The following is a 24,655-nucleotide window of genomic DNA, read 5'->3' as shown; positions in this document are numbered from 1 at the left end:
GTCTCGTGCTGAACCTCCGCGCCGGATGAGGCGAGGGAGGCGGCGAGGCGGTTCGAGTTCTCGACCGGAATGATCGGGTCCATGAGGCCCGACACCATCAGCACCTTCTTCCCCGACAAATCCGCTTTTGGAGCATCCTGCAGCGGCACCATGGCACGCAGCAGCGCCGCGCCCGCGAGAGCATCGGGCCGCAGCATCAGCATCGCGGCTGCGATGTTCGCGCCGTTGGAGAAGCCGAGCGCAATCGGAGCCTCGAGCCCGTAAGCCGCGCGGGCCTCGGTGACGAAGTCCGTGAGCTCGTTGGCGCGAAAGCGCACGTCTTCCTCATCGAACACGCCTTCCGCCAGACGCCGGAAGAAACGCGGCATGCCGTTCTCAAGGATCTTGCCGCGCGGGGAGAGGAGGGCGGAGCCGGGAGAGGCCATGCGGCCCAGCGCCAGCAGGTCATCCTCGTTGCCGCCTGTGCCGTGCAGAAGCAGCAGGGGCGGGCGGCCCGGTTCGGTGGCGGGCTCGTAGCGGTGAATGAAGGACAGTTCGGTCATGATCTTGCTTTCTCCCTCTCCCGACTCAGGGCCGGGAGAGGGCTTTGTTTCAAGCCAATTCAGGCAGATGAGTCTCGATGCTGGAGCGGCGCGGCTCGAGGAACGCAGGCAGCTTCAGCTCGCTGCCGAGGTGATCCTCAGCCTCGTCCACGGCAAAGCCCGGCTCGTCCGTGGCGATCTCGAAGAGAATGCCGTTGGGCTCACGGAAATAGACGGACCGGAAGTAGTTGCGGTCCTTCTGCTCCGTGGGGTGGAGCCCATGGTTCTCAGCGAGTTTTCTCACCATCTCGGCCTGGTCCGCGTCGTCCGCTGAACGGAAGGCGACGTGATGGACCGAGCCGCCGCCCATGCGTCCCGGCAGGAAGCCACCGACACTGCGAATGTCGACAACGCTGCCGATGGCGGCATCGCTCTTGTAGCGGACGAGGGAACCCTCCCGCGCCACCTCACTGAAGCCGAAGATATCGGTGAGGATCGCGCCTGTCGGCTCGCCGTTCTCGACGAGAAGCGTCACTCCTTCGAGCCCGCGAATGGCATGCTCTGCTGGGACATCGCTTTCCGTCCAGACGCCATCGCTGCTCGCATCCGCAACGCCCACGAGCGAGAGGCTCGTGCCGTGCGGGTCCTTGAAGGTCAGCACGCTCTGGCCGAAGCGCTTTTCCAGCGCGCCGTGCTCGACGCCCTGTTCGATGAAGCGATGAGTCCAGTAACCGAGCGAGCCTTCAGGCACGCGGAACGCGGTCTCAGAGGTCGAGCCGACACCGTTGCGTCCCGGAGCGACATGCTCCCAGGGGAAGAAGGTGAGGATCGAGCCCGGGCTGCCGTGGCTGTCGCCGAAATAGAAATGGTACGTGCCGGGATCGTCGAAGTTCACCGTCTTCTTGACGAGGCGAAGTCCCAGAACCCGGGTGTAGAAATCGAGGTTGCGACGGGCCGGACCCGCAATGGCGGTGACGTGATGAATGCCGTGGTGCCGCATGGCTGTGTTCCTTAACGACTGGCGCAAGAGTGCGCCTCTGAACTGCCAGATAGGTACCACCGCAGCGGGAAGAAGTGCGGAAAGAGCAACCTTGCGGGATTGCAAAGCTAAAAGACGCCTGCACCGAAATCCGTGCCGTTGCTGGAGAATTCCGCTCGTCAAGAATCCGGCAACCAAAGACTCTCAACAACGCTTAACCTCAACGCCGATTCAGCATTTCGCGTTAACGGTTTGCGGCCGCGCCTCGTGTGACACTCCTCTCCACACAAGAGATCGACCGGCTGTCCTGAAAAGGGCCGGAGGGAGTCACAAGAATGCTGAAGGATAACCTTCGCGAGTTCATCGACGGCGCTGCCGAGCGCAACTTCATCGCCGCCGCTGACGTGACGCGACTGACGGGCGAGATTCTGGATGCCGGCATCACCAGCCGCCTGGAAGTGGAATCGCTCCTGGCCCTCGACCGGATAATCGAGTCCGACGAGAGCTGGGGAGCCGCGCTCACCAAGCTCGTGGTGGAATTCGTGGTCTGGAAGCGGGCGCCGTTTGGCGTTGTGAGCGGCGACGACGCCCTGTGGCTGGCGACCGTTCTCGAGGTCAGCGGCCCGAGCCGCAACGCCATGAACATCGCCTACGCCATCCTGGACGAAGCAGGCTATGTGGATGTGGCGCTGCTCGATTTCATCATGCGCGGGCGCCAGCAGGCCCGGCAAAGCCTCATGGCTGCCTGAAAGCTCGTTTCAATCTAACCTAAAAGCTAAACGCGGCCCCGCTTCCCGAATGCGCCGATGTGCAGTAACGGAGGTGGGGCTAAGTTTTTGAGGGTGGAGCACCTGAGGCTCATGTTCGACAAGATCCTGATTGCGAACCGTGGCGAGATCGCGTGCCGGGTGATCAAGACCGCCCGCCGGATGGGCATCAAGACGGTTGCCGTCTATTCCGATGCCGACAAGGACGCCCTCCACGTGGAGATGGCCGATGAGGCCGTCCATATCGGCCCGGCTGCTGCGGCCCAGTCCTACCTTATCATCGAGAAGATCATCGAGGCCTGTAAGCAGACCGGGGCCCAGGCGGTCCATCCCGGCTACGGCTTCCTGTCCGAGAGAGAGGCTTTCCCCAAGGCCCTGGCCGAAGCGGGCATCGTCTTCATCGGCCCCAATCCCGGCGCGATTGCCGCCATGGGCGACAAGATCGAGTCGAAAAAGGCGGCAGCCGCCGCGAAGGTCTCGACGGTTCCCGGTTATCTGGGCGTCATCGAGGGGCCCGAGCAGGCGGTGAAGATCGCTAACGAGATCGGCTACCCCGTCATGATCAAGGCCTCCGCAGGCGGCGGCGGCAAGGGCATGCGCATCGCCTATTCCGCCGACGAGGTGGCCGAGGGCTTTGCCCGTGCCAAATCGGAAGCGGCGTCATCCTTCGGCGACGACCGCGTTTTCATCGAGAAGTTCATCACCGATCCGCGCCACATCGAGATCCAGGTTCTCGGCGACAAGCACGGCAACGTCATCTATCTCGGCGAGCGCGAATGCTCCATTCAGCGCCGTAACCAGAAGGTCATCGAGGAAGCGCCATCGCCGCTCCTCGACGAGGCCACCCGCAAGCTCATGGGCGAGCAGGCGGTCGCCCTCGCCAAGGCCGTGGGTTACGATTCCGCAGGCACCGTCGAGTTCGTGGCGGGGCAGGACAAGTCCTTCTACTTCCTCGAGATGAACACCCGCCTCCAGGTGGAGCATCCGGTGACCGAGATGGTCACCGGCGTCGACCTCGTGGAGGAGATGATCCGCGTGGCCGCCGGCGAAAAGCTGCGCCTTGCTCAATCCGACGTGAAGCTCAACGGCTGGTCGGTCGAAAGCCGCATCTATGCGGAAGACCCGGTGCGCAACTTCCTGCCCTCCACGGGCCGCCTCGTGACCTATCGCCCGCCGGAAGAGGGCGAGCAGGATGGCGTGACGGTTCGCAACGATACCGGCGTTTACGAGGGCGGCGAGATTTCGATCTATTACGACCCGATGATCGCCAAGCTCGTGACCCATGCGCCCACCCGAACGCAGGCCATCGAGGCTCAGGCGACCGCGCTCGACGCTTTCGCCATCGACGGCATCCGTCACAACATTCCGTTCCTCTCCGCGCTCATGCAGCATCCGCGCTGGAAATCTGGCGCGCTCTCCACGGGCTTCATCGCGGAAGAGTTCCCGCAGGGCTTCAAGGCACCCGCGCCGGAAGGAGAGGTGGCTCTTCGCATGGCGGCGGTTGGCGCCGCTATCGATCACCTCCAGAACCTGCGCAAGCGCTACATCTCAGGCCAGATGCGCGAGGCATCCGCCGTGCAGTTCGATCTAGAGCGCGTCGTGATGTTGGGCTCGGCCCATCATGACGTGGTGATCGAGGATGACGAGGACGGCATCGTCGTGATGATCGGCGGGCAGTCTTGGCCGGTCGAGTCCGGCTGGGTGCCCGGCGAGCCGGTCTGGACCGGAATGGTGGGCGGCGAGGAGATCGCGGTCCAGGTGCGTCCCATCCTCAACGGCTTCGCGCTCGCCCATGCGGGCACCTCGGCCGAGGTGCGGGTCTACACAAAGCGCGAGGCGGAGCTTGCCGCACTCATGCCCGAGCGCCAGGAGGCCGATACGGGCAAACAGCTGCTCTGCCCCATGCCGGGCCTCGTGAAGGCGATCAGCGTGTCACAGGGCCAGGAAGTGAAGGCCGGCGAGCCGCTCTGCATCGTCGAGGCGATGAAGATGGAAAACGTGCTGCGCGCCGAGCGTGACGGCACGATTGCCAAAATTCACGCCAAAGAAGGCGATAGCCTTGCGGTCGATGCGGTTATCTTGGAATTCGCTTAATCCGCAAACCGATAGCCCTCACTCTAAGGAGACGTCAGGCCGTCTTAGGGGCGAGGGCGCTTCCGATGCGCTCTGAAACCTCCTTCGAGACGCCGCTATCACGGCTCCTCAGGATGAGGTCTGCGCAACGGCATGAAGGATGAGAGCATGCCCCTCTATTTCGCCTACGGCTCCAATATGGACCGAGACGCCATGCTCCAGCGCTGCCCGGCCTCGAAGCCGGTGGGGATCGCGCGGCTCATGCGCCATCGCTTCGTCATCTTCGATGAAGGCTACGCATCCGTTGTGCGCGATCCTCAGCGCGTGGTCTGGGGTATGGTGTGGGATCTGGCCCTGGCGGATGTTCCGGCGCTCGACCGGTATGAAAGCCTGCATACAGGGCTCTACACCAAGGTCATTCAGCCAGTCGTGACGGAGCAGGGGCCGCGCCGCGCCATGGTCTATATCGGGCGGAGCGCCAAGCCTGGCACGCCTAAGCCCGGCTATATGGAAGGCGTGATCGAGGCGGCGACCCATGCCGGTCTTCCGGAAGACTATGTCCGGACCCTCGGCGTCTGGCTGCCGAAGACACAAGGCTCTGCCGCACCGGTTCCCCAGCAACCGAAGGTGCGCCCGCTCTTCGCTGCGCCTTCAAGCACGATCCGTCGATAGGCGAGCCGTTTCGACCGTCAGAACCTTTACCTTGAGCGCGCGTTGAGTCTCGCGTTTTGCGTAAGAGGTCTGAAATGGATTCGAAAACAAAACCGGGCTCGGTGTGGAAAGCCTATGGCTATGCCTGGATCACGCTGGGCTTCTTTCTGATTTCCCTGGTCGGCCACTGGCTCTTCGGCTGGTTCGCCTACGTTAACGAGCAGCAGGCTCACGCCCAACCCATCATGACGTCCGAATATCTCGTCGAGATGATGCGGGACACCCTGGAAAACTGGCAATCCGAATTCCTGCAGCTTCTTTGGCAGGTCGGCGGCCTAGCCATTCTTCTCTATGTCGGTTCGCCTCAATCCAAGGAGGGCGATGACCGTATGGAGGCCAAGATCGACGAGATCCTGCGAAAGCTGGACCCGCAGAATGGAGAGCGTATCATCCAGGAACTCGACGACGATTATGCGGGACGTCATACGGACGCCCGTCACGGGCATCGCTGAGGGACATGAGCACGAACAGAGTAGCCCATGTGCGGATCCATGGACGCGTCCAGGGCGTGGGCTTTCGGGCCTGGACGCACCATCAGGCGGAGCTGCACGGGCTCAAGGGCTGGGTGCGCAACAGGCATGACGGCAGTGTCGAGGCGGTGTTCTCGGGCCCCGGCGAGATGGTCGAGGTGATGCTCAAAACCTGCCACCAAGGTCCGGCTGGGTCCCTGGTTCAACTGGTGGAACCGGTCGAGGACGCCGATCCGGAACTGTCCGATATGGACGGGTTCGAGGTTCGCAAGTCTGTTTAGGCCTTGGGCTCCACGATCTCCACGGGACCGCCGGCCTTCTTCCAGGCCGTGAAGCCGCCCTCGATATGGGCCACCGGCTTCAGTCCCATATCCTGCGCGGTGGCCGCGGACAGGGCGGAGCGCCAGCCTGCGGCGCAAAAGAACACGAAGGTCTTGTCCTGGTTGAAGACCGGCTTGTGATAGGGGCTTTCCGGGTCGATCCAGAATTCCAGCATGCCGCGCGGGCAGTGGACCGCGCCGGGAACGCGGCCCTCCCGCTCCAGCTCGCGGGGATCGCGCAAATCCACGAACACCACATCCTCGCGGCCATGGAGGGCCATTGCCTTCTCAGTGGGCAAGGTCTGAATCTTTGCGCTGGCCTCCTCGAGCAATGTCTTGTAGCCGCGTGTAATATTCTGAGGCATGCCGGACTCGCTCCCTCTTTGAGACCTTCATCAAACTGGGCATGATGGCGGCGGAGTCAACGGAGACGAAGGTTGCTCGGGTTCAGCATTCTCGATTACGCGGCTATGGGCTTCTTCATCCTGGCCTGGTTCGGCTATCACGCGGCCGTCGAGTTCACGGCGGCGGGGCAGAAAAGCCTCAACAAGGTGATGAACCAGTACCGCTTCCGCTGGATGGAGCAGCTCGTGGTGCGCGAGAACCGGATCGTGGACACCACGATCATGGCCTCGCTGATGAACGGCACCGCCTTCTTCGCCTCTACCTCACTCATCGCCATCGGCGGCGTGCTGGCGCTGTTCAGGTCCACCGAGAGCGTTCTGCCGATCTTCGCCGATCTGCCCTTCGGCGCGCCGCCGACCCGTCTGGCCTTGGAGCTCAAGGTCATCGGCCTTGCGGTGATCTTTGTCTATGCCTTCTTCAAGTTCGCATGGTCGTACCGCCTGTTCAATTACATGGCGATCCTCGTCGGAGCGGTGCCTGTTTTGAAGGAAAGCAACCGCGAAGAAGCCATGATCGTCGCGCGTCAGGCCGCCGCCATGAACGTGGTGGCAGGCAAGCATTTCAATCGCGGGCAGCGCGCTTTCTTCTTCTCGCTCGCCTATCTTGGCTGGTTCATCAGCGCCTATCTGTTCATCGCGGCGACCGCAGGCGTTCTCTTCGTCATGTGGCGTCGCCAGTTCATCTCGGATGCGCGCGACGCAGCCCTCGGAGTTCATCATGGCTAAAAGCGTCAACCTGGAAGAGCTGGAGGCCGCCATGCTCGCGCTGCTCAACGAGCGTGGCCCAGGCCGGTCAATCAGCCCTGCGGACGTTGCCAGCGCCGTTGGTGGCCACAGCTCGGAAGAGTGGGGCCCTCTCATGCAGCCCTTAAGACGCGTGGCGGTGCGCCTGATGAAAGAGGGGCGCATCGTGATCGTGAGAAAAGGAAAGCCTGTCGATCCCGACGATTTTCGCGGCACCTATCGGCTGACGCTGCCATCGTCTCAATCGTGAGGCGAGGGCAGGAGCTCGTCGGTGCGGCCTGTCGCATAATAGCCGATGACGCCGACCCATTCCTTCATGCTCACATCGAGACGGCGTAAGCCTTCCGAAACGAAGGCTCGCGGACGCTGGTTGGCGAAGCCGACATTCGTCCTGAAATCTACCGGGTAAGCGATTACGGGGAGGCCGGCTTTTTCGAACACGGCCATGGCACGGGGCATGTGCCATGCGGATGTGATGAGCAGCCAGCGTTCGCCTTCCCGCGGTTTCAACAGATCGCGGGAGAACTGCCCGTTCTCCGAGGTGGTGCGCGAACGATCCTCGATGACGATGCGGGACGGGTCCACGCCGACGCGTTTCAGGTAATCGGCGATGATGGGAGCTTCGGCGGTGCCGTTTGAGAAAACCGTTCCGCCTCCGCCTGAAATGAGGATGCGTGCGTTGGGATAGCGATAAGCGAGTTCTATTGCATAGAGCACTCGCTCGGATGCCTCGTTGGAAACAAGAACGCCGCGCTCGCCGGAATCGGCGGATTCAACGGAGCCGCCGAGAAGAATGATGCCTTCCACCGATTTTCCGTCGTCTACGAAAACCGGGAAACGCTGCTCCAGGGGAAACAGAACATAATTGGCGATGGGGAGAATGCCCAAAGCCAGTGTCGTCAGCGTAAATGTGACGGCCATAGCCATTCCAAACGTTCTCAGTTTCGAAAATCGCGTGAGAATGAGGCCGAGAAGGATCAGGCTAACGAGCAAGTTGGATGGCGTGGCGAAGAACCAGAAAACTTTCGAGACGTAGTAAAACACCAGCCATCCTTATTTCATTCACAAGCTCAGCCCTCATCAGAATGAGGGCTGAGGAGTTGGTTTCAAACCTTGGACTCGGCCTCGTAGCGGGCTTTCGTCTCGGCATTCGGCGGGTAAAGGCCGGGGAGGGGCACACCCTTCTCCACCTCGCGCATCACCCACAATTCGTAGCGTTCCTGCTCCACGGCAGCCTTCGCGACATCCTCGACCATCGCTGCGGGAATAACGACCACGCCGTCGCGGTCGGCGACGATCACGTCATCGGGGAAGATCGCCACGCCGCCGCAGCCGATGGGCTCCTGCCAGCCCACGAAGGTGAGGCCCGCGACCGACGGGGGAGCGGCAACGCCCGCGCACCAGACTGGGAGGTTCGTGCCTTCCACGCCGACCGCATCGCGAATGACGCCGTCCGTGATGAGGGCTGCGACGCCGCGCTTCTTCATGCGCGCGGTGAGGATGTCGCCGAAGATTCCGGCATCGGTCACGCCCATGGAATCGACCACCGCGATGCAGCCTTCCGGCATCGCCTCGATGGCCGCGCGGGTGGAGGTCGGGGAGGCCCAGGATTCAGGCGTCGCCAGATCCTCTCGGGCCGGCACGAAGCGCAGGGTGAACGCCTTGCCCACCATCTTCTCCGTGGCGTTGTAGGCGGGCATCGGGCCCTTCATCCAGCAGCGGCGGATGCCCTTCTTCAGCAGAACGGTGGTGATCGTGGCTGTAGAGGCAGCGCGCAGGGCGTCGGCGATCGTCTTGTCGAGGGTCATGGTCGTTTCCTGACGTTAGGGTAGGCTACTCATAGCGGGCACCTGCGCGGATGGCCACCACAAGACGCATCCATTGCCATGCATCAATATTCCATTATTGGCATGGATGCTACCAACCGCACCTCTTGGAATGAAACACGCCATGAAACGCTTTGCCGCCCTGCTGCTCCTTGCTCTCTCGGTATTCGCCCAATCTAGCGGTGCGCAGGCGCTCGGGCCCAAGGCTGCACGTCAGGCTGCTCAGGGAATCGTTCCAAAAGTGTTGGAAGCCTTGGCTGCTCGTGACTTCGCAAAGCTCGCATCCTTCATCGGTGATGATGGTCTTGCCGTGAGTCCTTACGTGATGCTGGACGACAGCGATGTGCGCTTGTCGCGTTCCGATCTGAAGCGCTGTGCCACGGATCCGGAGGTGCGCCTTTGGGGAGAGAAGGACGGCAGCGGCGATCCCATCGAGACCACATGCAGCCAATATTTCGATGAGTTCGTGTGGAACGCGGATTATCGCAACGCGGACGAGGTGCTCTACAACGAGCCGCGCCAGCGTGGGAATGACATCAACAACAACCACGAGTTCGCGCCCGATGGCATCGTCGTCGAGCTGCATATTCGCGGTACGAGCGATGAGGCTGAGATGAATTGGAAGAGCCTGCGCCTCATCTTCCGCCAAGGCGACAAGGGATTGTCCCTCATCGCCATCACGCGGGACGTGTGGACGATCTGAGGCTCAAGCCGTCTTGTTGAACAGCTCGCGTCCGATCCGCATACGATAGTTATCGGCAACGCCCCTAGTGATGCGCCGATTAAAGTAGAGATTACAAGAATTCAGACGCCATCAGATCCTAGGGCGATGAGATTCTACATACGCTGATGTTGGATGAACATCGAGTTAATGCGGTCAGAGAGGAATTGGGCCCTCTGATTTACAAATTGCTCATAGTTCGATCCTAGGAATTCATCGCATGGCATAAGATGAGATTCGATTCGGCGCTTAATTTCGCTAGGGCCGAGCGATGCGGAATCTGTTCTAGTCGTTAGATAGCTGATCGGATCCTTAGCACCAATTGTTCGATTGGTTGGCCCTGATATTAGCGCGCAATTTATAGATTTGTTTATCAAGCTTTCACTGATTCCAAGCTCACGAAGGTAAGCTTTCGGAAACACATGATGAAACTCTCGTTTGTGATAGTTTTTTGCGGAGATTTCGCTTCCATCCGCAAAGTCGAAAGCACCGCCTCTCAGAGACAACAAGAGTATAGCCCGAGAAAGGCGATCCTTTCGGGCGGGCCATGAAGCTGCAATCAGATCTTCTGATGAAGGGAGTTTATAAACAGAACGATCAAATATTTCGACGCCATCACGGCTTAGTTTGCCGTTGAAGTGGTCTGAGAGTTGCCTAAAGTCTGTTAATGCTCTTGTTGATCCTGTCTTTTCATACCTATCAGTCAAGAAGGCGCTCCAAAGGTATTCTTTAGAAAGAGCTCGTAAATTGCCTTCTGCGTCTAAAGATACATCGTTCTCAGCCCATAGTGCGCTGAGCACATAGAATGCTAATTCTGTAGGCAGGAACTTTTCTGAATATAGCCGCTCTTCCTCGAATAAGGTTATTGTCCTTTGTATTCCACGCTGAATGCGTGAGAAGTTGTCGATTAGAGATTTAGAAAAGTCTCCCGCAAGGAAGGATTTTCTTACAGGCGGCTTAGATGAGATCAATGCGCCGATCGATAGAACGGCTTCGCCGGGTGAGACATAGTTTTCAAATTCAGGCAGCTCAATCTGAAGATGCTTTATTCTCTCATGTAAGGACTCGCCTGTTCGGGCCTCAGCTTGAGCGACAACTATGTCAAATGGTGTTAGCGGAGAAGACGACGTGTTCATACGTAGGAACACATCTAGCGCGACTGAAGGATCAGTTTGACTTGGCAAAGATAAGAACGGAATATTGAAATTGGAAAATCTATTTCTAAGAGAGTTAATATAATCGTTGATTTTGATCTGTGTCTCAACGTTTCCATTGCTAGCTTTTTTGGCCCAATCTTTTGAATTGGCCTCTGCTACGGAATCTGGTCTGAGTAGAGTCACAGGAATAAGGTTGCGCTCCCAAATGCGTTCGGGATCATTCATCCATATGGGATAAAGTTCCCCATTCTTCATATAACGCGGGAATGACGCAGCAGAAAATTCAGACCCTGCATCATCATCCGCTTCTAGTGAAATAAAATACATTCGATCTTCATATCGATCATTCAATGCTTTCCAAAGCGCAGTAAGCCGCTGTTGGCCGTCTAGAAGGTGCTCAGTTGCACGATCTTTAGGTAAGGGATCTACTCCTGCGAGAGGGCGAGATATGAACGGTTCATTTCCAGCAACCTCGAGGGTTAGGACTGAACCGGCGGGAAGTTCACTGAGGACAGTTTGAATAAGTCCTTCAATCTGTCGCACTCCCCAAGCCTCTTCACGTTGGAAGCGCGGTAATCGCAACTGACCTGACTTTATTCTTGGAAACCAATCGTGCAGAGGTCGGTTACGTGCTTCCATTGAATGTCCCCCTAGGCTGTTTTTGCGAATAGCTCGCGCCCTATGAGCATGCGTCGAATCTCAGACGTGCCTGCTCCTATCTCGTACAACTTAGCGTCGCGAAGCAAGCGTCCCGTCGGATAATCGTTGATGTAGCCGTTGCCGCCAAGAAGCTGGATTGCGTCGAGCGCCATCTTGGTGGCGTTCTCGGCGGCGTAGAGGATCGCGCCGGCTGCGTCCTCGCGGGTCGTCTCACCCCGGTCGCAGGCCTTGGCTACCGCATAAACGTATGCCTTGGCCGCGTTCATCGTCACATACATGTCGGCGACCTTGCCCTGCACGAGCTGGAACTCGCCGATGGCCTGGCCGAACTGCTTGCGCTCGTGAATGTAAGGCAGCACCACATCCATGCAGGCCTGCATGATGCCCGTGGAGCCAGCCGCCAGCACCGCGCGCTCATAGTCGAGGCCGGACATGAGCACGTTCACGCCCTTCCCGACCTGACCGAGCACGTTTTCCTCCGGCACTTCGCAATCCTCGAACACCAACTCGCAGGTGTCTGAGCCGCGCATGCCGAGCTTGTCGAGCTTCTGGTGCGTGGAAAAGCCCTTGAAGCCCTTCTCGATGAGGAAGGCCGTCATGCCGCGCGGACCGGCTTCCGGATCGGTCTTGGCATAGACCACGAGGGTCTCGGCGGTGGGACCGTTGGTGATCCACATCTTGTTGCCGTTGAGCACATAGCGGTCGCCGCGCTTCTCGGCACGGGTGCGCATGGACACCACGTCCGAGCCCGAGCCGGGTTCCGACATGGCGAGCGCGCCCACATGCTCGCCGGAGATGAGCTTGGGCAGATAGCGGCGCTTCTGCTCGGCGGTGCCGTTGCGGCGGATCTGGTTGACGCAGAGATTGGAATGCGCGCCGTAGGACAGGCCGACCGAGGCGGAGGCGCGGGAAACTTCCTCCATCGCGATCACGTGCTCGAGATAGCCGAGGCCAGTGCCGCCGTATTCTTCCTCGACCGTGATGCCGTGTAGGCCGAGTTCGCCCATCTGGGGCCAGAGATCGCGCGGGAACTGGTTCGTGCGGTCGATCTCCTCGGCGCGGGGCGCGATCTTCTCCTGGGCGAAGTCTCGCACGGTCTCGCGGATGGCGTCGGCGGTCTCGCCGAGGTCGAAATTGAAGGCTTTTGCGGCGTTCGGCAGCATTGTCAGTCCCTCCACATGCCCACTGGCGTCGTTGCGCCGCGGATCGCTTGTCGTTCTGCCATCATCTTGGACAGCAGTGCTGACCTTTTCAAGCGGGGACGAGGGAGAAATTGGTCGAAGGCTGAGACGAAAAAACTCCCCGGCCAGAGGCAGGGGAGTTTGGAGGCCTCAAGCCCTGATCGCGACGATCAGAGAATGAAGTCGTTAAGCTTGAGGACGGCAGGCTTGTTCTTGAGCATGATCTCGTATTCTGCCGCGGCATCCTTGTCGGTGTTGAGTGACAGGATGCCTGTCTTGGAATCGTAGCGCATCTGGCCTGCCGCCGTGAACTTCTGCTTGGCGGAGAGCAGCTTGGTGAAAGCGTTGTCGGCTTTGGTCCTGCTGTTGGCGTCGATGCCGCTCAGGTCGAGCTTGTCGTCGCTGCGCTTGAAGTCCGTGATGACGTCGCGCTTCTTGCCGATGCCGGTATCGCTCTTGCCGAAGACGAATACGTCCTTGCCCGTGCCGCCTGTCAGGGTGTCGACGCCGAGCCCCCCGACGAGCTTGTCGTTGCCCTTGCCGCCGTTGAGGACGTCATTGCCGGCCCTTCCGACAAGAACATCGTGCCCGTCATTGCCTTTCAGGTTGTTCTTTCCGCTGTTGCCGTAGATGACATCATTCAGAGCGCTGCCGGTATCGATCTGCAGGCGGTTCCAGACATCATTGATCTGCCAGACCTGCCCGTCCGAGAACACGATATTCTCGATGGTGCCGCCATCCTCCGAGGTCAGAAAGTAGTTCTCGATGAGAATCTTCTGATCGTGCAGGGAGATCAGAAGGTCTTCGCTGTCCGTTCCGGTCGCGGCGACCTGAATCTGGGACGCGTTGGCGTGGATGCTCAAGGTATCCGTGCCGCGGGAATCCGAAATCGTGTCGTTGCCGCTGCCGAAGGCCCAGCGATACACATCGTTTCCGGCTCCGCCCTTCATCAGGTCGTCGGCCGCACCGCCGTCGAGGGTGTCGTGGGCCGTCGTGCCTTCAAGCGTATCGTTGTTGGATGTGCCGAGGATCAGGCGGCCTTCCAAAGGCGGGGGAGGCGGAGTGGTGTGAGGTTGTTCTACCGGAACTTCCTGCACGACAGCGAGGATGTCCTCCAAGGTCCATGCGGACCCGTCCGAGAACACGATCAGCTCGATCTGCCCGTTCTTGTAAGGCTCATCATTGAAATAGCCTTCGATGTAGAGGCGTTCGCTCACATGATTGCCGAACTGGATGATGAGCGGGGCGCCTTTATCACCGAGCGCCGTGTAAAATTTCAGTTGATCCGGCGAAGCATGAACGATGACTTTGTCCTGCCCGCCATAATCGCGCACGATGTCGCTGCCAAAGCCAGGCGCCCAGATATAAGTGTCATCGCCGTAGCCGCCTTCGAGGAGATCCTTGCCCGCGCCGCCATTGAGCGTGTCATTGAACTCCGTTCCGGTCAGGGCCTCAAAATTGCTGTTATCCTTGCCGACGATCCATACCTCTTCGCCGGTTGGCGTGGGAAGCATCTGCATGATCGCTGCGCGGGTTATCGCCGTGCCGTCAGCAAAGGTGAACAGCTCAACTCCGGTGGCTTCCTCGAAGAACCCTGCCGCATACAAGGTCCTGCCGTTGATCTTCAGCATGAGGTCCTTGCCGCCCGCCACGCGCGACCATGTGATGTCGCCGGTGAACCGCCCGATGATCACCTCATCATAGCCGCCGACATCCAGAATGAACCTGTCCTGCATGGAGGGATGCCACACATAGACAGTGTTAATAGGGCCATCGGAAAGGTCTAAGAGCTTGGGATCACTCATGGATGCATGGCCAATCGAAGGAATATGAGCAACGGAAGTTGGAAAATGTAAATTTGTTATAACGTGTCTAAACACAGGGAACAAGAACAGCTTTTCAGCTACGGAGCCAGGACATGCTCAAAAATGAAAAAGGCGCCTCGGGGGGCGCCTTTGAATAAGCTTTTGAAGCTCTGTGGAGGATAGTGCTCGTTACTCGTCGATGCTGGCCGTCTGGACCGTGTCCAGGGCCTGGCATCGACCAGCGACCGCGAGCCTGCGGTAGTCGCGCGGGTCGCAGGCGCTCTGAACGAACATGCGCCATTGGTTCTCGGTGCCGTAGAAGGTGTTACGATCCACGTCACCGCTCACGCCAGGAACGCGGCCAGTGGTGGTGAACTGCCAGAAGGTCCAGCGACGGTTGTTGTAGCGCTCGTGGGGTTCCGCCGCGGTGCTGCGGATCCAGTAGGGATAATCGTTAAACTCACCCTCCAGGATTTCCTGGTGGAAGGTGATGTCCGTGTAGATGATCGGACGCTTGCCGGTATGGGCTTCCATCTCGCGCAGCATCACATTGATCATGGCAAGCGCCTGCTCGCGCGGAACCTTCTTCGGGCAGTTCACGGACTGGCCGTTCCATTCCACGTCGAGGACCGGGGGCAGGGCATCCGGGTCGTTGGGGACATTCCTCTTGAACCAGGCGGCCTGCTCATGGGCCGGGCGGCACCAATACACGAAGTGATAGGCTCCCCGAGGAACGCCCGCGCGCTTCGCGGCCTGCCAGTTTTCGTGGAACTTGCTGTCGATGTGGTCGCCGCCTTCCGTCGCCTTGATGAAGGCGAACTGCGTGCCGGCCTGGCGCAAGGAGGCCCAATCCACCTGTCCTTGCCACTTGGAAATGTCGACCCCGTGGATCGGCAGGCGATGAGCCTTGGCCACACCGTGATGCGGACGGGCATCGCTCTTCGCGGGATAGCGGCTGGACGTCATGCTCGGCGCGACGGCGCAGGAGGCGAGCCCCAGGGCGATCGTGGCCAGGGCGCCAAAACGCGCTGCCCGAAGGAACGTCGTCAGGCCGGAGCTTTTGGAGCGGCGGGAGGAACGGCGGCGTGTCTTCATCGGGCTTATCTGTAATGAACGCAGAACTTGATCGCATCAGGGATGCCCGAACCGGGTTAACAACCCCCTTACAATCCCGCTCTTTGCAATCGGATTACAGGTTAAACCACAGCGTTGCTATTCCTAAGAAGGAGAAGAAGCCCACGATATCGGTAATTGTGGTGACGAAAGGCCCGGAAGAGACAGCCGGGTCTACCCCCAAACGGTTAAGGCTCAAGGGCACAAGGATGCCGCCGAGCGCCGCAAACACCAGCACCGTGATAAGCGCGAGGCCGATCACCAAGCCGATTTCCGGGGTCTGGAACCACAGAGACGCCAAGCCGCCCAGTATACATGCGAAGATGAGACCGTTGAGAAGACCCACCGCCGCCTCGCGGGTAATGATGCGCCAGGCGTTCGAGCGTCCGAGGTCACGGGTCGCGAGCGCACGGACGGTCACGGTCATGGTCTGCGTGCCGGCATTGCCGCCCATGGAGGCGACGATGGGCATGAGGATCGCGAGCGCCACCATATGCTGGATCGAGTCCTCGAACATGCGGATGACCCCCGCCGCGAGGAAAGCCGTGCACATATTGGCGAAGAGCCAGGGGAAGCGGCTGCGCTGCGTGTAGAGGACGGTGTCAGATAGCTCTTCGTCCGACTTCACGCCGCCGAGCTGCTTGATGTCCGCATCGGCCTCTTCCTCGAGCACGTCGACGATGTCGTCGACAAGGATCGTGCCGACGAGGCGGTTCTCCTCATCCACCACGGCGGCGGAGACGAGGTTGAAGCGCTCGAAGAGGCGGGCGACGTCCTCCTGATGGTCGGTGGCTTCCACCCGATCCGGCTCGTCGTCCATGATCTCCTGGATCGTGACGGGACGCTTGGAGCGCAGAAGCCTGTCGAGGGCGGCAGCGCCGAGGAGGTGGCCCGCGGGATCGATGACGAAAATCTCGTAGAAGGTCTCCGGCAGGTCCGCCGTCTCGCGCATGAAGTCGATGGTCTGCCCCACCGTCCAGAACGGCGGCACGGCGATGAACTCGGTCTGCATGCGCCGTCCGGCGCTGTCCTCGGGATAATCGAGGGAGCGCTGGAGCGCGACGCGTTCCATGGCCGGGAGTTGTTCGAGAACTTCCGCCTTCTCTTCCTCGGGAAGGCTTTCGAGAATGGTGACGGCGTCATCGGAATCGAGGTCGCGCACGCCTTCCGCGACGGTCGCGGTTTCGAGCTCCTCGAGGATCTCCTCGCGGACGGCCTCGTCCACCTCGGTCAGCGCAGTGAAGTCGAAGGCCGATCCGAGAAGTTCGATCAGGCGAGGGCGCTGCTCCGGCTCTAGGGCTTCGAGCAGGTCACCGAGCTCGGATTCGTGAAAGTCCTCCACCAGCGCCCGGAGGCGCTCGGCCTCGGATGCCTCGATGGCGTCGGCTGCGGCGGCCAGGAATTCCGGATTGAGTTCGCCTTCTTCGTCTCTGAAGGCGAGCGTCTGAGGACCCGGCCCTTCGGGCGGTGGAAGAGTCGTGTTGTTTTCGACTTCCATCATGAGCCTGTCCTTGGAGATTGTTGGGGCCTTTTAGGTGCGCGCGCGCGCCGATGCAATGCGCCTGAAAAGCCTCGTTCAGGGAATCGTTTAGTCGTCGTTTTTGTAAGATTGATTCAGGCTTGTGAAAGCGTGTTCAAAAACCTGGAGCGGATGCTCAATATGGCAACAAAAAAGGCCCCGGAAAGGGGCCTTTTTGCCATCGACACATCGAGCGTCGAAAGATTGGTGCGGTCAAGAGGACTCGAACCTCCACGGGTCTCCCCGCTACCACCTCAAGGTAGTGCGTCTACCAATTCCGCCATGACCGCGAACTCGGTTTCAGGAGGGTTTCTCCTGAAGAGGCGGTCGATCTAACAGATGAATTCGGGCACCGCAAGCCCATCTTTGCAATCTGTCGAGAAACTCGACAATTCGTCCTGCAGGGTGTGCATGACCGCATCTGCAATCACTATATGAAGGGCGATCCGATGGGATCTCGTGTTGACCCTCGGGCTTATCCGGGAGCACAACACCCTCCCCATGAGCAGAAGGTGAAGTGGTGGCGAATCCGCGCGACAGCTTGGCTGATCGATTCCTGAGCGAAAACGGCTCCGAGCCCGTGGAATGGGCCATCACCGAAGGGCTGACGCCCTATGATCGGGCCGTTGCGTTCATGGAAGCGCGGGCTGAGGCGATTGCCGAGGGCCGGGCGCGGGAGCTCGTCTGGCTCGTGGAGCACCCGCCGCTTTATACGGCAGGCACCTCGGCTCAGGCTTCCGACCTGGTCGATCCGAACCGTTTTCCGGTCCATCAGACGGGACGGGGAGGGCAATACACCTATCATGGGCCCGGCCAGCGGGTTGCCTATGTGATGCTGGACCTGAAACGCCGCACTCCCGACCTGCGCCGTTATGTGGCGGCCCTCGAAACTTGGCTGATCGGGACGCTCGCGGACTTCAACATCCGAGGCGAGCGGCGGGAGGACCGTGTGGGCGTGTGGGTGCGCCGGCCCGACAAGGGAGAGGCCTCGGAAGACAAGATCGCCGCCATCGGCATCCGTGTCCGGCGCTGGGCGACCTATCATGGGATCAGCCTGAACGTGGAGCCGGATCTCTCGCATTTTACGGGCATCGTTCCATGCGGCGTCACGCAGCACGGGGTCACCAGCCTTGTGGACCTTGGGATTCCCGTCACCATGCCCGAGGTCGATGCGGTGATGCGCAAGGCTTTCGAGGATATTTTCGGACCCACCGAAAGGGTGGAGGTGTCGTTACCTTCCGGCAACTGAGTGGCAGTTTTTCACATCTGCCATGGTCAGGCTTCTCCTCAAAGCCGCTTCGTGCTCTAAGCTAGAGCGAACAGCTGACTTATTGGCGGACATTTCATGCAACGCATTCTCCTTGCCTCTCTCCTTTTCGTAGGCGTTTCAGCCTGTGGCTACCATCCCGATCCCGAGGATCTGATCCACATCGTCGATTCGCCGGCTGACGTCCGCGTCTGCCAGAATTTGGGAGAGGTGAGCCCCGTGGTGCCGACCACCCCCGGCTTCGGCTCCGCCACGGACAGCATGAAAGAGGCTGTGGTCGCTCTGGGCGGCACACACCTCTACCTCCAGCAGACCACGCAGGACTGGTCGCTCGTGCGCGGCATCGCTTATCGCTGCGGCCCCGGCGAGGCGCGCGAGACCGTCATTCGTGCGAAAGGCTAATCGCTCCGCCTGATGGCGGAGTTGCCGGGCTCCCTGGTCCCAGCTACTGACGGAGAGCCCCACGGTTCTGCCGTGCAGGAGCCATAAAAATTCAGGGAGCCTACGCCGTGCCCGTTATCCCCACTTCTGCCGATCTTTCTTCGGACAACGCGCGGGCGAACCGCGCCGCCTGGGCGGATCTCGCCCAGGAGCTCCAGGCCAAGCGGCAGGCTGTCGCCGAAGGCGGACCTGCGAAGGCGCGCGAGCGCCATCTTGCCCGCGGCAAGCTTCTGCCGCGCGAGCGGGTGACGCGCCTGCTCGATCCTGGCGCGCCCTTCCTGGAACTCGGCTCTCTCGCCGCTCACGGCATGTATGAGGATGCGATCCACGGCGCCGGCATCATCACCGGCATCGGACGCGTCGAAGGCCGTGAGGTCATGATCGTCTGCAACGACTCGACGATCAAAGGCGGCACCTATTATCCGATGACGGTGAAGAAGCATCTGCGTGCGCAGGAGATCGCGCGCGAGAACCGTCTGCCTTGCATCTACCTGGTCGATTCCGGCGGCGCGAACCTGCCTCACCAGACGGATGTGTTCCCTGACCGCGAGCATTTCGGCCGCATCTTCTACAACCAGGCGACGCTCTCCTCGATGGGCATTCCGCAGATCGCCTGCGTCATGGGCTCCTGCACTGCAGGCGGGGCCTATGTGCCCGCCATGTCGGACGAGACCATCATCGTGCGCCGCCAAGGCACGATCTTCCTCGGTGGCCCCCCGCTCGTGAAGGCTGCGACCGGCGAGGTGGTGTCCGCGGAAGATCTCGGCGGAGCGGATGTGCATGCGCGCCAGTCGGGCGTGGCGGATCATTATGCCACCGACGACGTGCACGCGCTCGCCATCGTGCGCCGCATCGTCGGCACGCTGAATACGCGCAAGACTATCGACATCGACATCGCCGAACCGGTCGAGCCGAAATATTCCATCGACGATCTCGATGGGATCGTGCCGACCGATCTCAAGAAGCAGTATGACATCCGCGAAGTGATCGCGCGTCTCGTGGACGGCTCCGAGTTCGATGAGTTCAAGCGGCTTTACGGCACGACGCTCGTGACGGGTTTTGCCCGGATCTGGGGCATGCCGGTCGGCATCATCGCCAATAATGGCATCCTGTTTTCGGAGAGCGCGCTGAAAGGCGCGCATTTCATCGAGCTGTGCTGCCAGCGGCGCATTCCGCTGCTCTTCCTGCAGAACATCTCCGGCTTCATGGTGGGCAGCCAGTATGAAGCGGGCGGTATCGCCAAGGACGGGGCGAAGCTCGTGACGGCGGTGGCCTGCGCGCAGGTGCCGAAGATCACGCTGCTCGTCGGCGGTTCGTTCGGCGCAGGCAATTACGGCATGTGCGGCCGCGCCTATTCTCCGCGTTTCCTGTTCACTTGGCCGAATTCCCGCATTTCGGTGATGGGCGGCGAGCAGGCTGCGAGCGTTCTGGCCACCGTCCGCCGCGACAACATCGAGGCCGAGGGCAAAAGCTGGAGCGCGGACGAGGAGGAAGCCTTCAAGGCTCCGATCCGCAACAAGTACGAGGAGGAAGGCTCCCCGTATCATGCCACCGCGCGCCTCTGGGACGACGGCATCATCCTGCCGTCCGAAACCCGCCGCGTGCTGGCGCTGGCCTTCTCGGCCGCGCTGAACGCGCCTATTCCTGAAACGAAGTTCGGCGTTTTCAGGATGTAAGCCAGCGAAAGCGGATTTATTCGGAACCGGCTGCGGCCGGCACCATTTGCAAGGTATGTCCGACATTGCGCTTGCGACATACCGCTCCGAATATGCCGAGCAGATTGCGCGCCTGACCGATCTTCGTGACTGGCGCATCGAGCAGGCATTTGCCGCCGTCCCGCGAGAACGTTTTCTTCCCCCACCACCCTGGACGACGATCAGCGTCGGCATCGCAACCCAGACGCATGATGTTGCCGCGCTTTACGACAACGTTCTGGTCGCCATCGACCAGAAGCGCGGCATCAACAACGGGGAGCCCGCGCTCCATGCTGCCTGGCTCGATGCTCTTAGTCCTCGGCCGGGCGAAACGGTGATCCATGTGGGAGCGGGCCTAGGCTATTACACGGCGATCCTCGCGCACCTCGTGGAGCCGGGCGGGCATGTGGAGGCCTACGAATACGAAGAAGACCTTGCCGCCAAGGCATCGCGGAACCTGAGTGACTATTCCAATGTAACCGTGCATGCCGGATCGGCCTTCGGCCGGCTACTTCCGCAAGCGGACGTGATCTATGTGAATGCCGGTGTCGCAGCACCGGATGCGGAATGGCTGAAGGCCTTGAAGCCGGGCGGGCGGCTGATCTTTCCGTGGCAACCCCACAAGGGTTGGGGGCCGGCCATGCTGGTTCATCGTCGGGCAGGAGGCTTCAGCGCCAAGGCGCTCATGACGGTGGGCTTCATCTCCTGCAGCGGCACGACGGAGAAAACTGCGTTGCCGCCAGCGCCAACCGAGGCGGGCTTGGCCGCCGTGCGTTCGATCTGGCTGGCTGACGTCAAATCTCCTGACGAAAGCGCCTTGGCTGTTTACGGGTCCGTTTGGTTCTCTTCGGCAAAGATCGATGCCTGAGTGTCCTCATGGCCGGGTTGCCCCGGCCATGAGAGTCTTATTCAAGTCGATCAGACCACGAAGATGTTGAGGTTGGAGATCGCCGCCAGTTCAGCGCCCGGCCTGAACATGCCGATCAGCTGAGCGCTGCATTCCGTGCCCGAACCGTCCGCATCGTAGCGAAGGCCGCCGTCCTCGCCGAGGATGATATAGTCGTTGCTGTCCTTGGCAGATCCGAAGGCGAAGAAGTCTGCCTTCAGAGCGGACGGCTTGGTCGAGCAGCCGCAATCGATCATCTTGAAGGCTTTGCTGTCGAGAAGAATACGGTCCTCTTCAGCATTGAAGTCGACGATCCGGTCGGCATGAGCAACACCGAAGTCGCTGAACGAGAAAGCATCCTTGCCTTCGCCGCCAATCAGTGTGTCGTGGCCCTTACCGCCGCTCAGCGTATCGTGGCCGTCGTTGCCCGTAAGGACGTTATTGCCGCTGTTGCCGGTGATCTTGTTGTCCAGATCATTGCCGATACCGTCAATGTCCTTCTTCGAGGTGGAATCGCTGAGGGTCAGGTTCTCGAAATACGCCCGAAGAATGTGGGTGACGGATGCGTTGACCGTATCCGTGCCCTCGTCGGCGTTCTCGTAAACCTGATCGTAAATGCTGTCGATGTAATACGTGTCGTGGCCGACGCCGCCTTCCATGGTGTCGGCGCCGAGGCCACCATTCATGGTGTCGTTGCCGACTTCGCCGTACAGCTTGTTGTTGCCGTCGCCGGCGTTGAGCACGTCATGACCGTCGCCGCCATAGGCCTCACCGGCCTTGTGGGCGATCAGGATGTTGTTGTTCAGGCTGTTGCCGATAGCGAGCTTGCCGCCAGTTTGCAGCCCTTCGACAAAGGCGGCCTTGCGCATGTCGAAGCCGGATTCGAGGTAGGACATGATAATGTCGTTGCCGCCGCCGGCATATTCCTCAACCACATCGCCCTCATCGCGGACGTAGTACACATCGTCGCCGGCGCCACCGACCATGAGGTCGTCGCCAAGGCCGCCGTCGATGAGGTTGTTAGAGGCGTTGCCGAGGATGGTGTTGGCGAGGTCATTGCCCATCACATTCCAGTTGCGATACGCGGGCGCCTCCGACAAGTCGAAGAAAAATTCGTCTGCGTCGAGAATAACAGTCTTGATCGGTGTGTATTCTTTAGACATTTCTTTAATTCCTGGTCAGTTGATAACAAGAACTGATCTTAGAAATGATCGATCATCGCTTGTTTGCGTGCGATTGACTGACGATTATCTCCAGCCAGTTCGAGACCTGAACTAGAATGTATCGTGATAACATCAATAAGCTATCATGTGCGCTGCAGCACGGCGTAAGTCTGCTTTATTCCTTTAAGTGATGTGTGGGTTGAATCGGTCTCGCGAAGCTAAGCCGAGGACGTAAAGGGCGTTAAAAATGTTGCCCTCTGGCAACACCCTGAAACCTTCCTCATCCTGCCGCTCTTGGCCAAAGCGCCGCCGCGATCCCGCCATAAAGCGCAAGCACCTGTAAAAGTCAGCTAAAGTGCTTCTAAACCAACGCTTTATGAAAAAGCGCACCAGGGGTACCCCCGATTAACGCTATCGGACGACCTGTTGCGCGAGTCATTGCATAGGTGACGCGGCACATGGCAGATCACGAAAGTTCCAATCCGGTTGGGGCTCTCATGAAAAGCCGGATGGAAAAGAGCAGAAGTCCATGAATGCGCGCCTGATCGACAAGTTGAAACTGACGGATCGTCTGACGACGGTAGCCGCTTGCGCGTTCGTGCTTCTTGGCTCTTCCTCCGCCTTCGCTCTCGATGCGGCTCCGCGCCCCCAGCCTTTGACCCCGTCTCTCTCGCCCGTCCTGACGCCGTCCGTGAAGTACGGATCCGTCCGCGAGGCGCTGCGTACGGGCATGCGCGACTACAATGCGGGCGATAAGCTCGGTGCCGCCGCCGCCCTCGAATATGCCGCGGGGCAGGGGCACTCGCTGGCCCTCTGGAAGCTCGGCCGCATGTATGCCGATGGCGATGGCGTCGAGCACGACGATCTGAAGGCTTTCGAGTATTTCTCCAGGCTCGCGGACCAGCATGCGGATGAGAGCCCGGATTCGCCGAATGCGCTCGTCGTCTCCAGTGCCTTCGTGGCGCTCGGAACCTATTTCCTCGATGGCATCAAGGGCACCTATGTGGGGGCCAACCCGGTTCGCGCCGTGGAGATGTTCAACTACGCGGCGTCGTATTTCAGCGACTCCAACGCGCAGTACAATCTCGCCCGCCTCTACATGGAGGGAACCGGCGTCTCTCAGGATGCCCGACAGGCCGCACGCTGGTTCAACCTCGCCGCCGAGAAGGGGCATCACCCCTCGCAGGCGCTTCTCGGGCATATGCTGATGAACGGTCAGGGCGTTCCGCGCCAGCGAGCCAAGGGCCTGATGTGGCTGACGCTCGCTCGCGAGGCTGCAACCGATTCCGGCAAGGACGAGTGGATCGAGAGCCTTTACGAGGAAGCCTTCGCCGCCGCGAGCGACAACGACCGCAAGCTGGCGCTGGCCCTGCTCGAGCAGTACATCCAGTCCCGCCGCTAAGCGCGCTCAGTCTATATCGAGATCCACCATCACCGGCACGTGGTCGGAGGGCTTGTCCCATCCGCGCACTTCCTTGCGGATCGCGGCGCTCTTGAGCTTGTCCTGCGCCTGGGGCGACAGCATCAGATGGTCGATGCGGATGCCGTTGTTCCGCTGGAAGGCGCCAGCCTGATAATCCCAGAACGAGTAGAGGCCCGGCTGATCGTTGCACGCGCGCACGGCGTCGATGAAACCGAGATTCTCGAGTTCCCGGAACTTCGCGCGGCTCTCCGGCTGGAAGAGCGCGTCACTGGTCCAAGCCTCGGGAAAGGCCGCATCCTTCGACTCGGGGATCACATTGTAGTCGCCGCACAACACCAGGGGCTCCTCCTGCGGGAGAAGACGGCGCGCATGGGAGATGAGCCGGTCCATCCAGGCGAGCTTGTAGTCGAATTTCGGCGTGCCGATGGGATTGCCGTTGGGCAGATAGATCGACGCGACCCTGACCACGCCCGTCGATGTCGAGATGGTGCCTTCGAGATAGCGCGCCTGCTCGTCGCTCTCATCGCCCGGCAGACTGCGCCGTACATCTTCGAGCGGGCTCTTGGAGAGAATGGCGACGCCGTTATAGGCCTTCTGCCCGTGGGTGACGACATTGTAGCCTAGTGCCTCGACCTCGGCCCGCGGAAAGGCCTCGTCCATGCACTTCAGCTCCTGCAGGCACAGCACATCCGGATCCGCACTTTTCACGAAGGTCGCGAGGTGGTCCAATCGCTGCTTGATCGAATTCACATTCCAGGTGGCTATGCGCATCGTGTCGGTCTCGTTGGCCTGTTCAAGCTTTCATCGGAC

The 24,655-nt window shown here is 60.3% G+C and carries 24 protein-coding genes, 1 tRNA gene and 1 pseudogene; 13 read left to right on the top strand and 13 right to left on the bottom strand.

The genetic code is table 11. The features are described from left to right. Both MHY87_RS17820 and MHY87_RS17815 read right to left on the bottom strand, forming a co-directional pair. Positions 1–542: alpha/beta hydrolase (locus MHY87_RS17820; RefSeq protein WP_239353915.1), on the bottom strand; the 542-nt coding region annotated here is incomplete at its 3' end. Positions 543–591: 49 nt separating this feature from the next. Then, positions 592–1,521 (bottom strand): ring-cleaving dioxygenase, encoded by a 930-nt coding sequence (locus MHY87_RS17815; protein WP_239353914.1) that lies wholly within the window; start codon positions 1,519–1,521, stop codon positions 592–594. A gap of 314 nt (positions 1,522–1,835) precedes the next feature. On the opposite strand from MHY87_RS17815, the gene MHY87_RS17810 reads away from it, so the two are divergent. From MHY87_RS17810 to MHY87_RS17790, 5 genes and pseudogenes are all read left to right on the top strand, one after another. Continuing rightward, on the top strand, positions 1,836–2,249 hold the full coding sequence (locus MHY87_RS17810) for a hypothetical protein (protein WP_239353913.1): 414 nt from the start codon (positions 1,836–1,838) through the stop codon (positions 2,247–2,249). Between the two features lie 111 nt (positions 2,250–2,360). Then, entirely contained in the window at positions 2,361–4,361 is a 2,001-nt protein-coding gene (locus tag MHY87_RS17805) for an acetyl/propionyl/methylcrotonyl-CoA carboxylase subunit alpha (protein WP_239353912.1), read from the top strand. A gap of 147 nt (positions 4,362–4,508) precedes the next feature. Continuing rightward, positions 4,509–4,922 (top strand): annotated as a pseudogene (locus MHY87_RS17800) (gamma-glutamylcyclotransferase family protein); the annotation flags it as partial. Between the two features lie 164 nt (positions 4,923–5,086). Beyond that, positions 5,087–5,503 carry a DUF6766 family protein gene (locus MHY87_RS17795; protein WP_239353911.1) on the top strand — a complete coding sequence of 139 codons (417 nt, stop codon included), beginning with the start codon at positions 5,087–5,089 and terminating at the stop codon, positions 5,501–5,503. 5 nt (positions 5,504–5,508) lie between these two features. Then, positions 5,509–5,802: an acylphosphatase gene (locus MHY87_RS17790; RefSeq protein WP_239353910.1), complete on the top strand. Its 294-nt coding sequence runs from the start codon at positions 5,509–5,511 to the stop codon at positions 5,800–5,802. On the opposite strand, the gene MHY87_RS17785 is transcribed toward MHY87_RS17790, so the two are convergent. After that, positions 5,799–6,206, bottom strand: coding sequence for a rhodanese-like domain-containing protein (locus MHY87_RS17785; RefSeq protein ID WP_239353909.1), 408 nt, complete (start codon positions 6,204–6,206; stop codon positions 5,799–5,801). The two genes, MHY87_RS17790 and MHY87_RS17785, sit on opposite strands and share 4 nt — an antisense overlap. Before the next feature lie 105 nt (positions 6,207–6,311). Between MHY87_RS17785 and MHY87_RS17780 the strand changes: the two genes are divergently transcribed. After that, the gene (locus MHY87_RS17780) at positions 6,312–6,971 is read left to right on the top strand and encodes a DUF599 domain-containing protein (protein ID WP_370644987.1); all 660 of its coding nucleotides are present in this window, start codon (positions 6,312–6,314) and stop codon (positions 6,969–6,971) included. Continuing rightward, complete coding sequence (locus MHY87_RS17775) at positions 6,964–7,239, top strand: DUF3253 domain-containing protein (protein WP_239353907.1); 276 nt, start codon at positions 6,964–6,966, stop codon at positions 7,237–7,239. Before MHY87_RS17780 ends, MHY87_RS17775 begins: the two co-directional genes overlap by 8 nt. Here the strand turns inward: MHY87_RS17775 and MHY87_RS17770 are convergent. Both MHY87_RS17770 and MHY87_RS17765 read right to left on the bottom strand, forming a co-directional pair. Next, positions 7,230–7,910: a YdcF family protein gene (locus MHY87_RS17770; protein WP_239353906.1), complete on the bottom strand. Its 681-nt coding sequence runs from the start codon at positions 7,908–7,910 to the stop codon at positions 7,230–7,232. The two genes, MHY87_RS17775 and MHY87_RS17770, sit on opposite strands and share 10 nt — an antisense overlap. 185 nt (positions 7,911–8,095) lie before the next feature. Further along, positions 8,096–8,797 (bottom strand): ribonuclease activity regulator RraA, encoded by a 702-nt coding sequence (locus MHY87_RS17765; protein ID WP_239353905.1) that lies wholly within the window; start codon positions 8,795–8,797, stop codon positions 8,096–8,098. Positions 8,798–8,939: 142 nt separating this feature from the next. On the opposite strand from MHY87_RS17765, the gene MHY87_RS17760 reads away from it, so the two are divergent. After that, entirely contained in the window at positions 8,940–9,518 is a 579-nt protein-coding gene (locus MHY87_RS17760) for a hypothetical protein (protein ID WP_239353904.1), read from the top strand. 134 nt (positions 9,519–9,652) lie between these two features. Here the strand turns inward: MHY87_RS17760 and MHY87_RS17755 are convergent, their stop codons facing one another. From MHY87_RS17755 to MHY87_RS17730, 6 genes are all read right to left on the bottom strand, one after another. Beyond that, a complete protein-coding gene (locus tag MHY87_RS17755; protein WP_239353903.1) occupies positions 9,653–11,332 on the bottom strand; it encodes a DUF262 domain-containing protein in 1,680 nt (559 codons plus the stop codon). Between the two features lie 11 nt (positions 11,333–11,343). Further along, on the bottom strand, positions 11,344–12,516 hold the full coding sequence (locus MHY87_RS17750) for an isovaleryl-CoA dehydrogenase (RefSeq protein ID WP_239353902.1): 1,173 nt from the start codon (positions 12,514–12,516) through the stop codon (positions 11,344–11,346). Positions 12,517–12,704: 188 nt separating this feature from the next. Continuing rightward, positions 12,705–14,270, bottom strand: a complete 1,566-nt coding sequence (locus tag MHY87_RS17745) for a calcium-binding protein (protein WP_239353901.1) — start codon at positions 14,268–14,270, stop codon at positions 12,705–12,707. A gap of 258 nt (positions 14,271–14,528) precedes the next feature. Continuing rightward, the gene (locus MHY87_RS17740; protein ID WP_239353900.1) at positions 14,529–15,434 is read right to left on the bottom strand and encodes a glycoside hydrolase family 25 protein; all 906 of its coding nucleotides are present in this window, start codon (positions 15,432–15,434) and stop codon (positions 14,529–14,531) included. A 94-nt stretch (positions 15,435–15,528) separates the two neighbouring features. Next, a complete protein-coding gene (gene mgtE, locus MHY87_RS17735; protein ID WP_239353899.1) occupies positions 15,529–16,953 on the bottom strand; it encodes a magnesium transporter in 1,425 nt (474 codons plus the stop codon). Positions 16,954–17,176: 223 nt separating this feature from the next. Further along, positions 17,177–17,261 (bottom strand) — tRNA-Leu (locus tag MHY87_RS17730). Between the two features lie 230 nt (positions 17,262–17,491). Between MHY87_RS17730 and lipB the strand changes: the two genes are divergently transcribed. The 4 genes from lipB to MHY87_RS17710 all read left to right on the top strand — a co-directional run bounded on the left by lipB (position 17,492) and on the right by MHY87_RS17710 (position 21,241). Further along, the gene (gene lipB / locus MHY87_RS17725; RefSeq protein ID WP_370644986.1) at positions 17,492–18,220 is read left to right on the top strand and encodes a lipoyl(octanoyl) transferase LipB; all 729 of its coding nucleotides are present in this window, start codon (positions 17,492–17,494) and stop codon (positions 18,218–18,220) included. A 96-nt stretch (positions 18,221–18,316) separates the two neighbouring features. Further along, positions 18,317–18,640, top strand: a complete 324-nt coding sequence (locus MHY87_RS17720) for a hypothetical protein (protein ID WP_239353897.1) — start codon at positions 18,317–18,319, stop codon at positions 18,638–18,640. Between the two features lie 107 nt (positions 18,641–18,747). Then, a complete protein-coding gene (locus tag MHY87_RS17715) occupies positions 18,748–20,355 on the top strand; it encodes a carboxyl transferase domain-containing protein (protein WP_239353896.1) in 1,608 nt (535 codons plus the stop codon). Between the two features lie 55 nt (positions 20,356–20,410). After that, on the top strand, positions 20,411–21,241 hold the full coding sequence (locus MHY87_RS17710) for a protein-L-isoaspartate O-methyltransferase (protein WP_239353895.1): 831 nt from the start codon (positions 20,411–20,413) through the stop codon (positions 21,239–21,241). Positions 21,242–21,291: 50 nt separating this feature from the next. Here MHY87_RS17710 and MHY87_RS18870 read toward each other — a convergent pair whose 3' ends face one another. After that, positions 21,292–22,422 (bottom strand): calcium-binding protein, encoded by a 1,131-nt coding sequence (locus MHY87_RS18870; RefSeq protein ID WP_304611141.1) that lies wholly within the window; start codon positions 22,420–22,422, stop codon positions 21,292–21,294. A gap of 529 nt (positions 22,423–22,951) precedes the next feature. On the opposite strand from MHY87_RS18870, the gene MHY87_RS17690 reads away from it, so the two are divergent. Continuing rightward, on the top strand, positions 22,952–23,824 hold the full coding sequence (locus MHY87_RS17690; protein WP_239353894.1) for a tetratricopeptide repeat protein: 873 nt from the start codon (positions 22,952–22,954) through the stop codon (positions 23,822–23,824). A 6-nt stretch (positions 23,825–23,830) separates the two neighbouring features. On the opposite strand, the gene xth is transcribed toward MHY87_RS17690, so the two are convergent. After that, complete coding sequence (gene xth / locus MHY87_RS17685; protein WP_239353893.1) at positions 23,831–24,616, bottom strand: exodeoxyribonuclease III; 786 nt, start codon at positions 24,614–24,616, stop codon at positions 23,831–23,833. Positions 24,617–24,655 lie beyond the last annotated feature (39 nt).

This window comes from Microvirga sp. ACRRW (assembly GCF_022346925.1).
GTDB lineage: Bacteria > Pseudomonadota > Alphaproteobacteria > Rhizobiales > Beijerinckiaceae > Microvirga.
The sequence above is the reverse complement of the archived record's forward strand: the minus strand, read 5'-3'. Positions and strand labels throughout refer to the sequence as shown.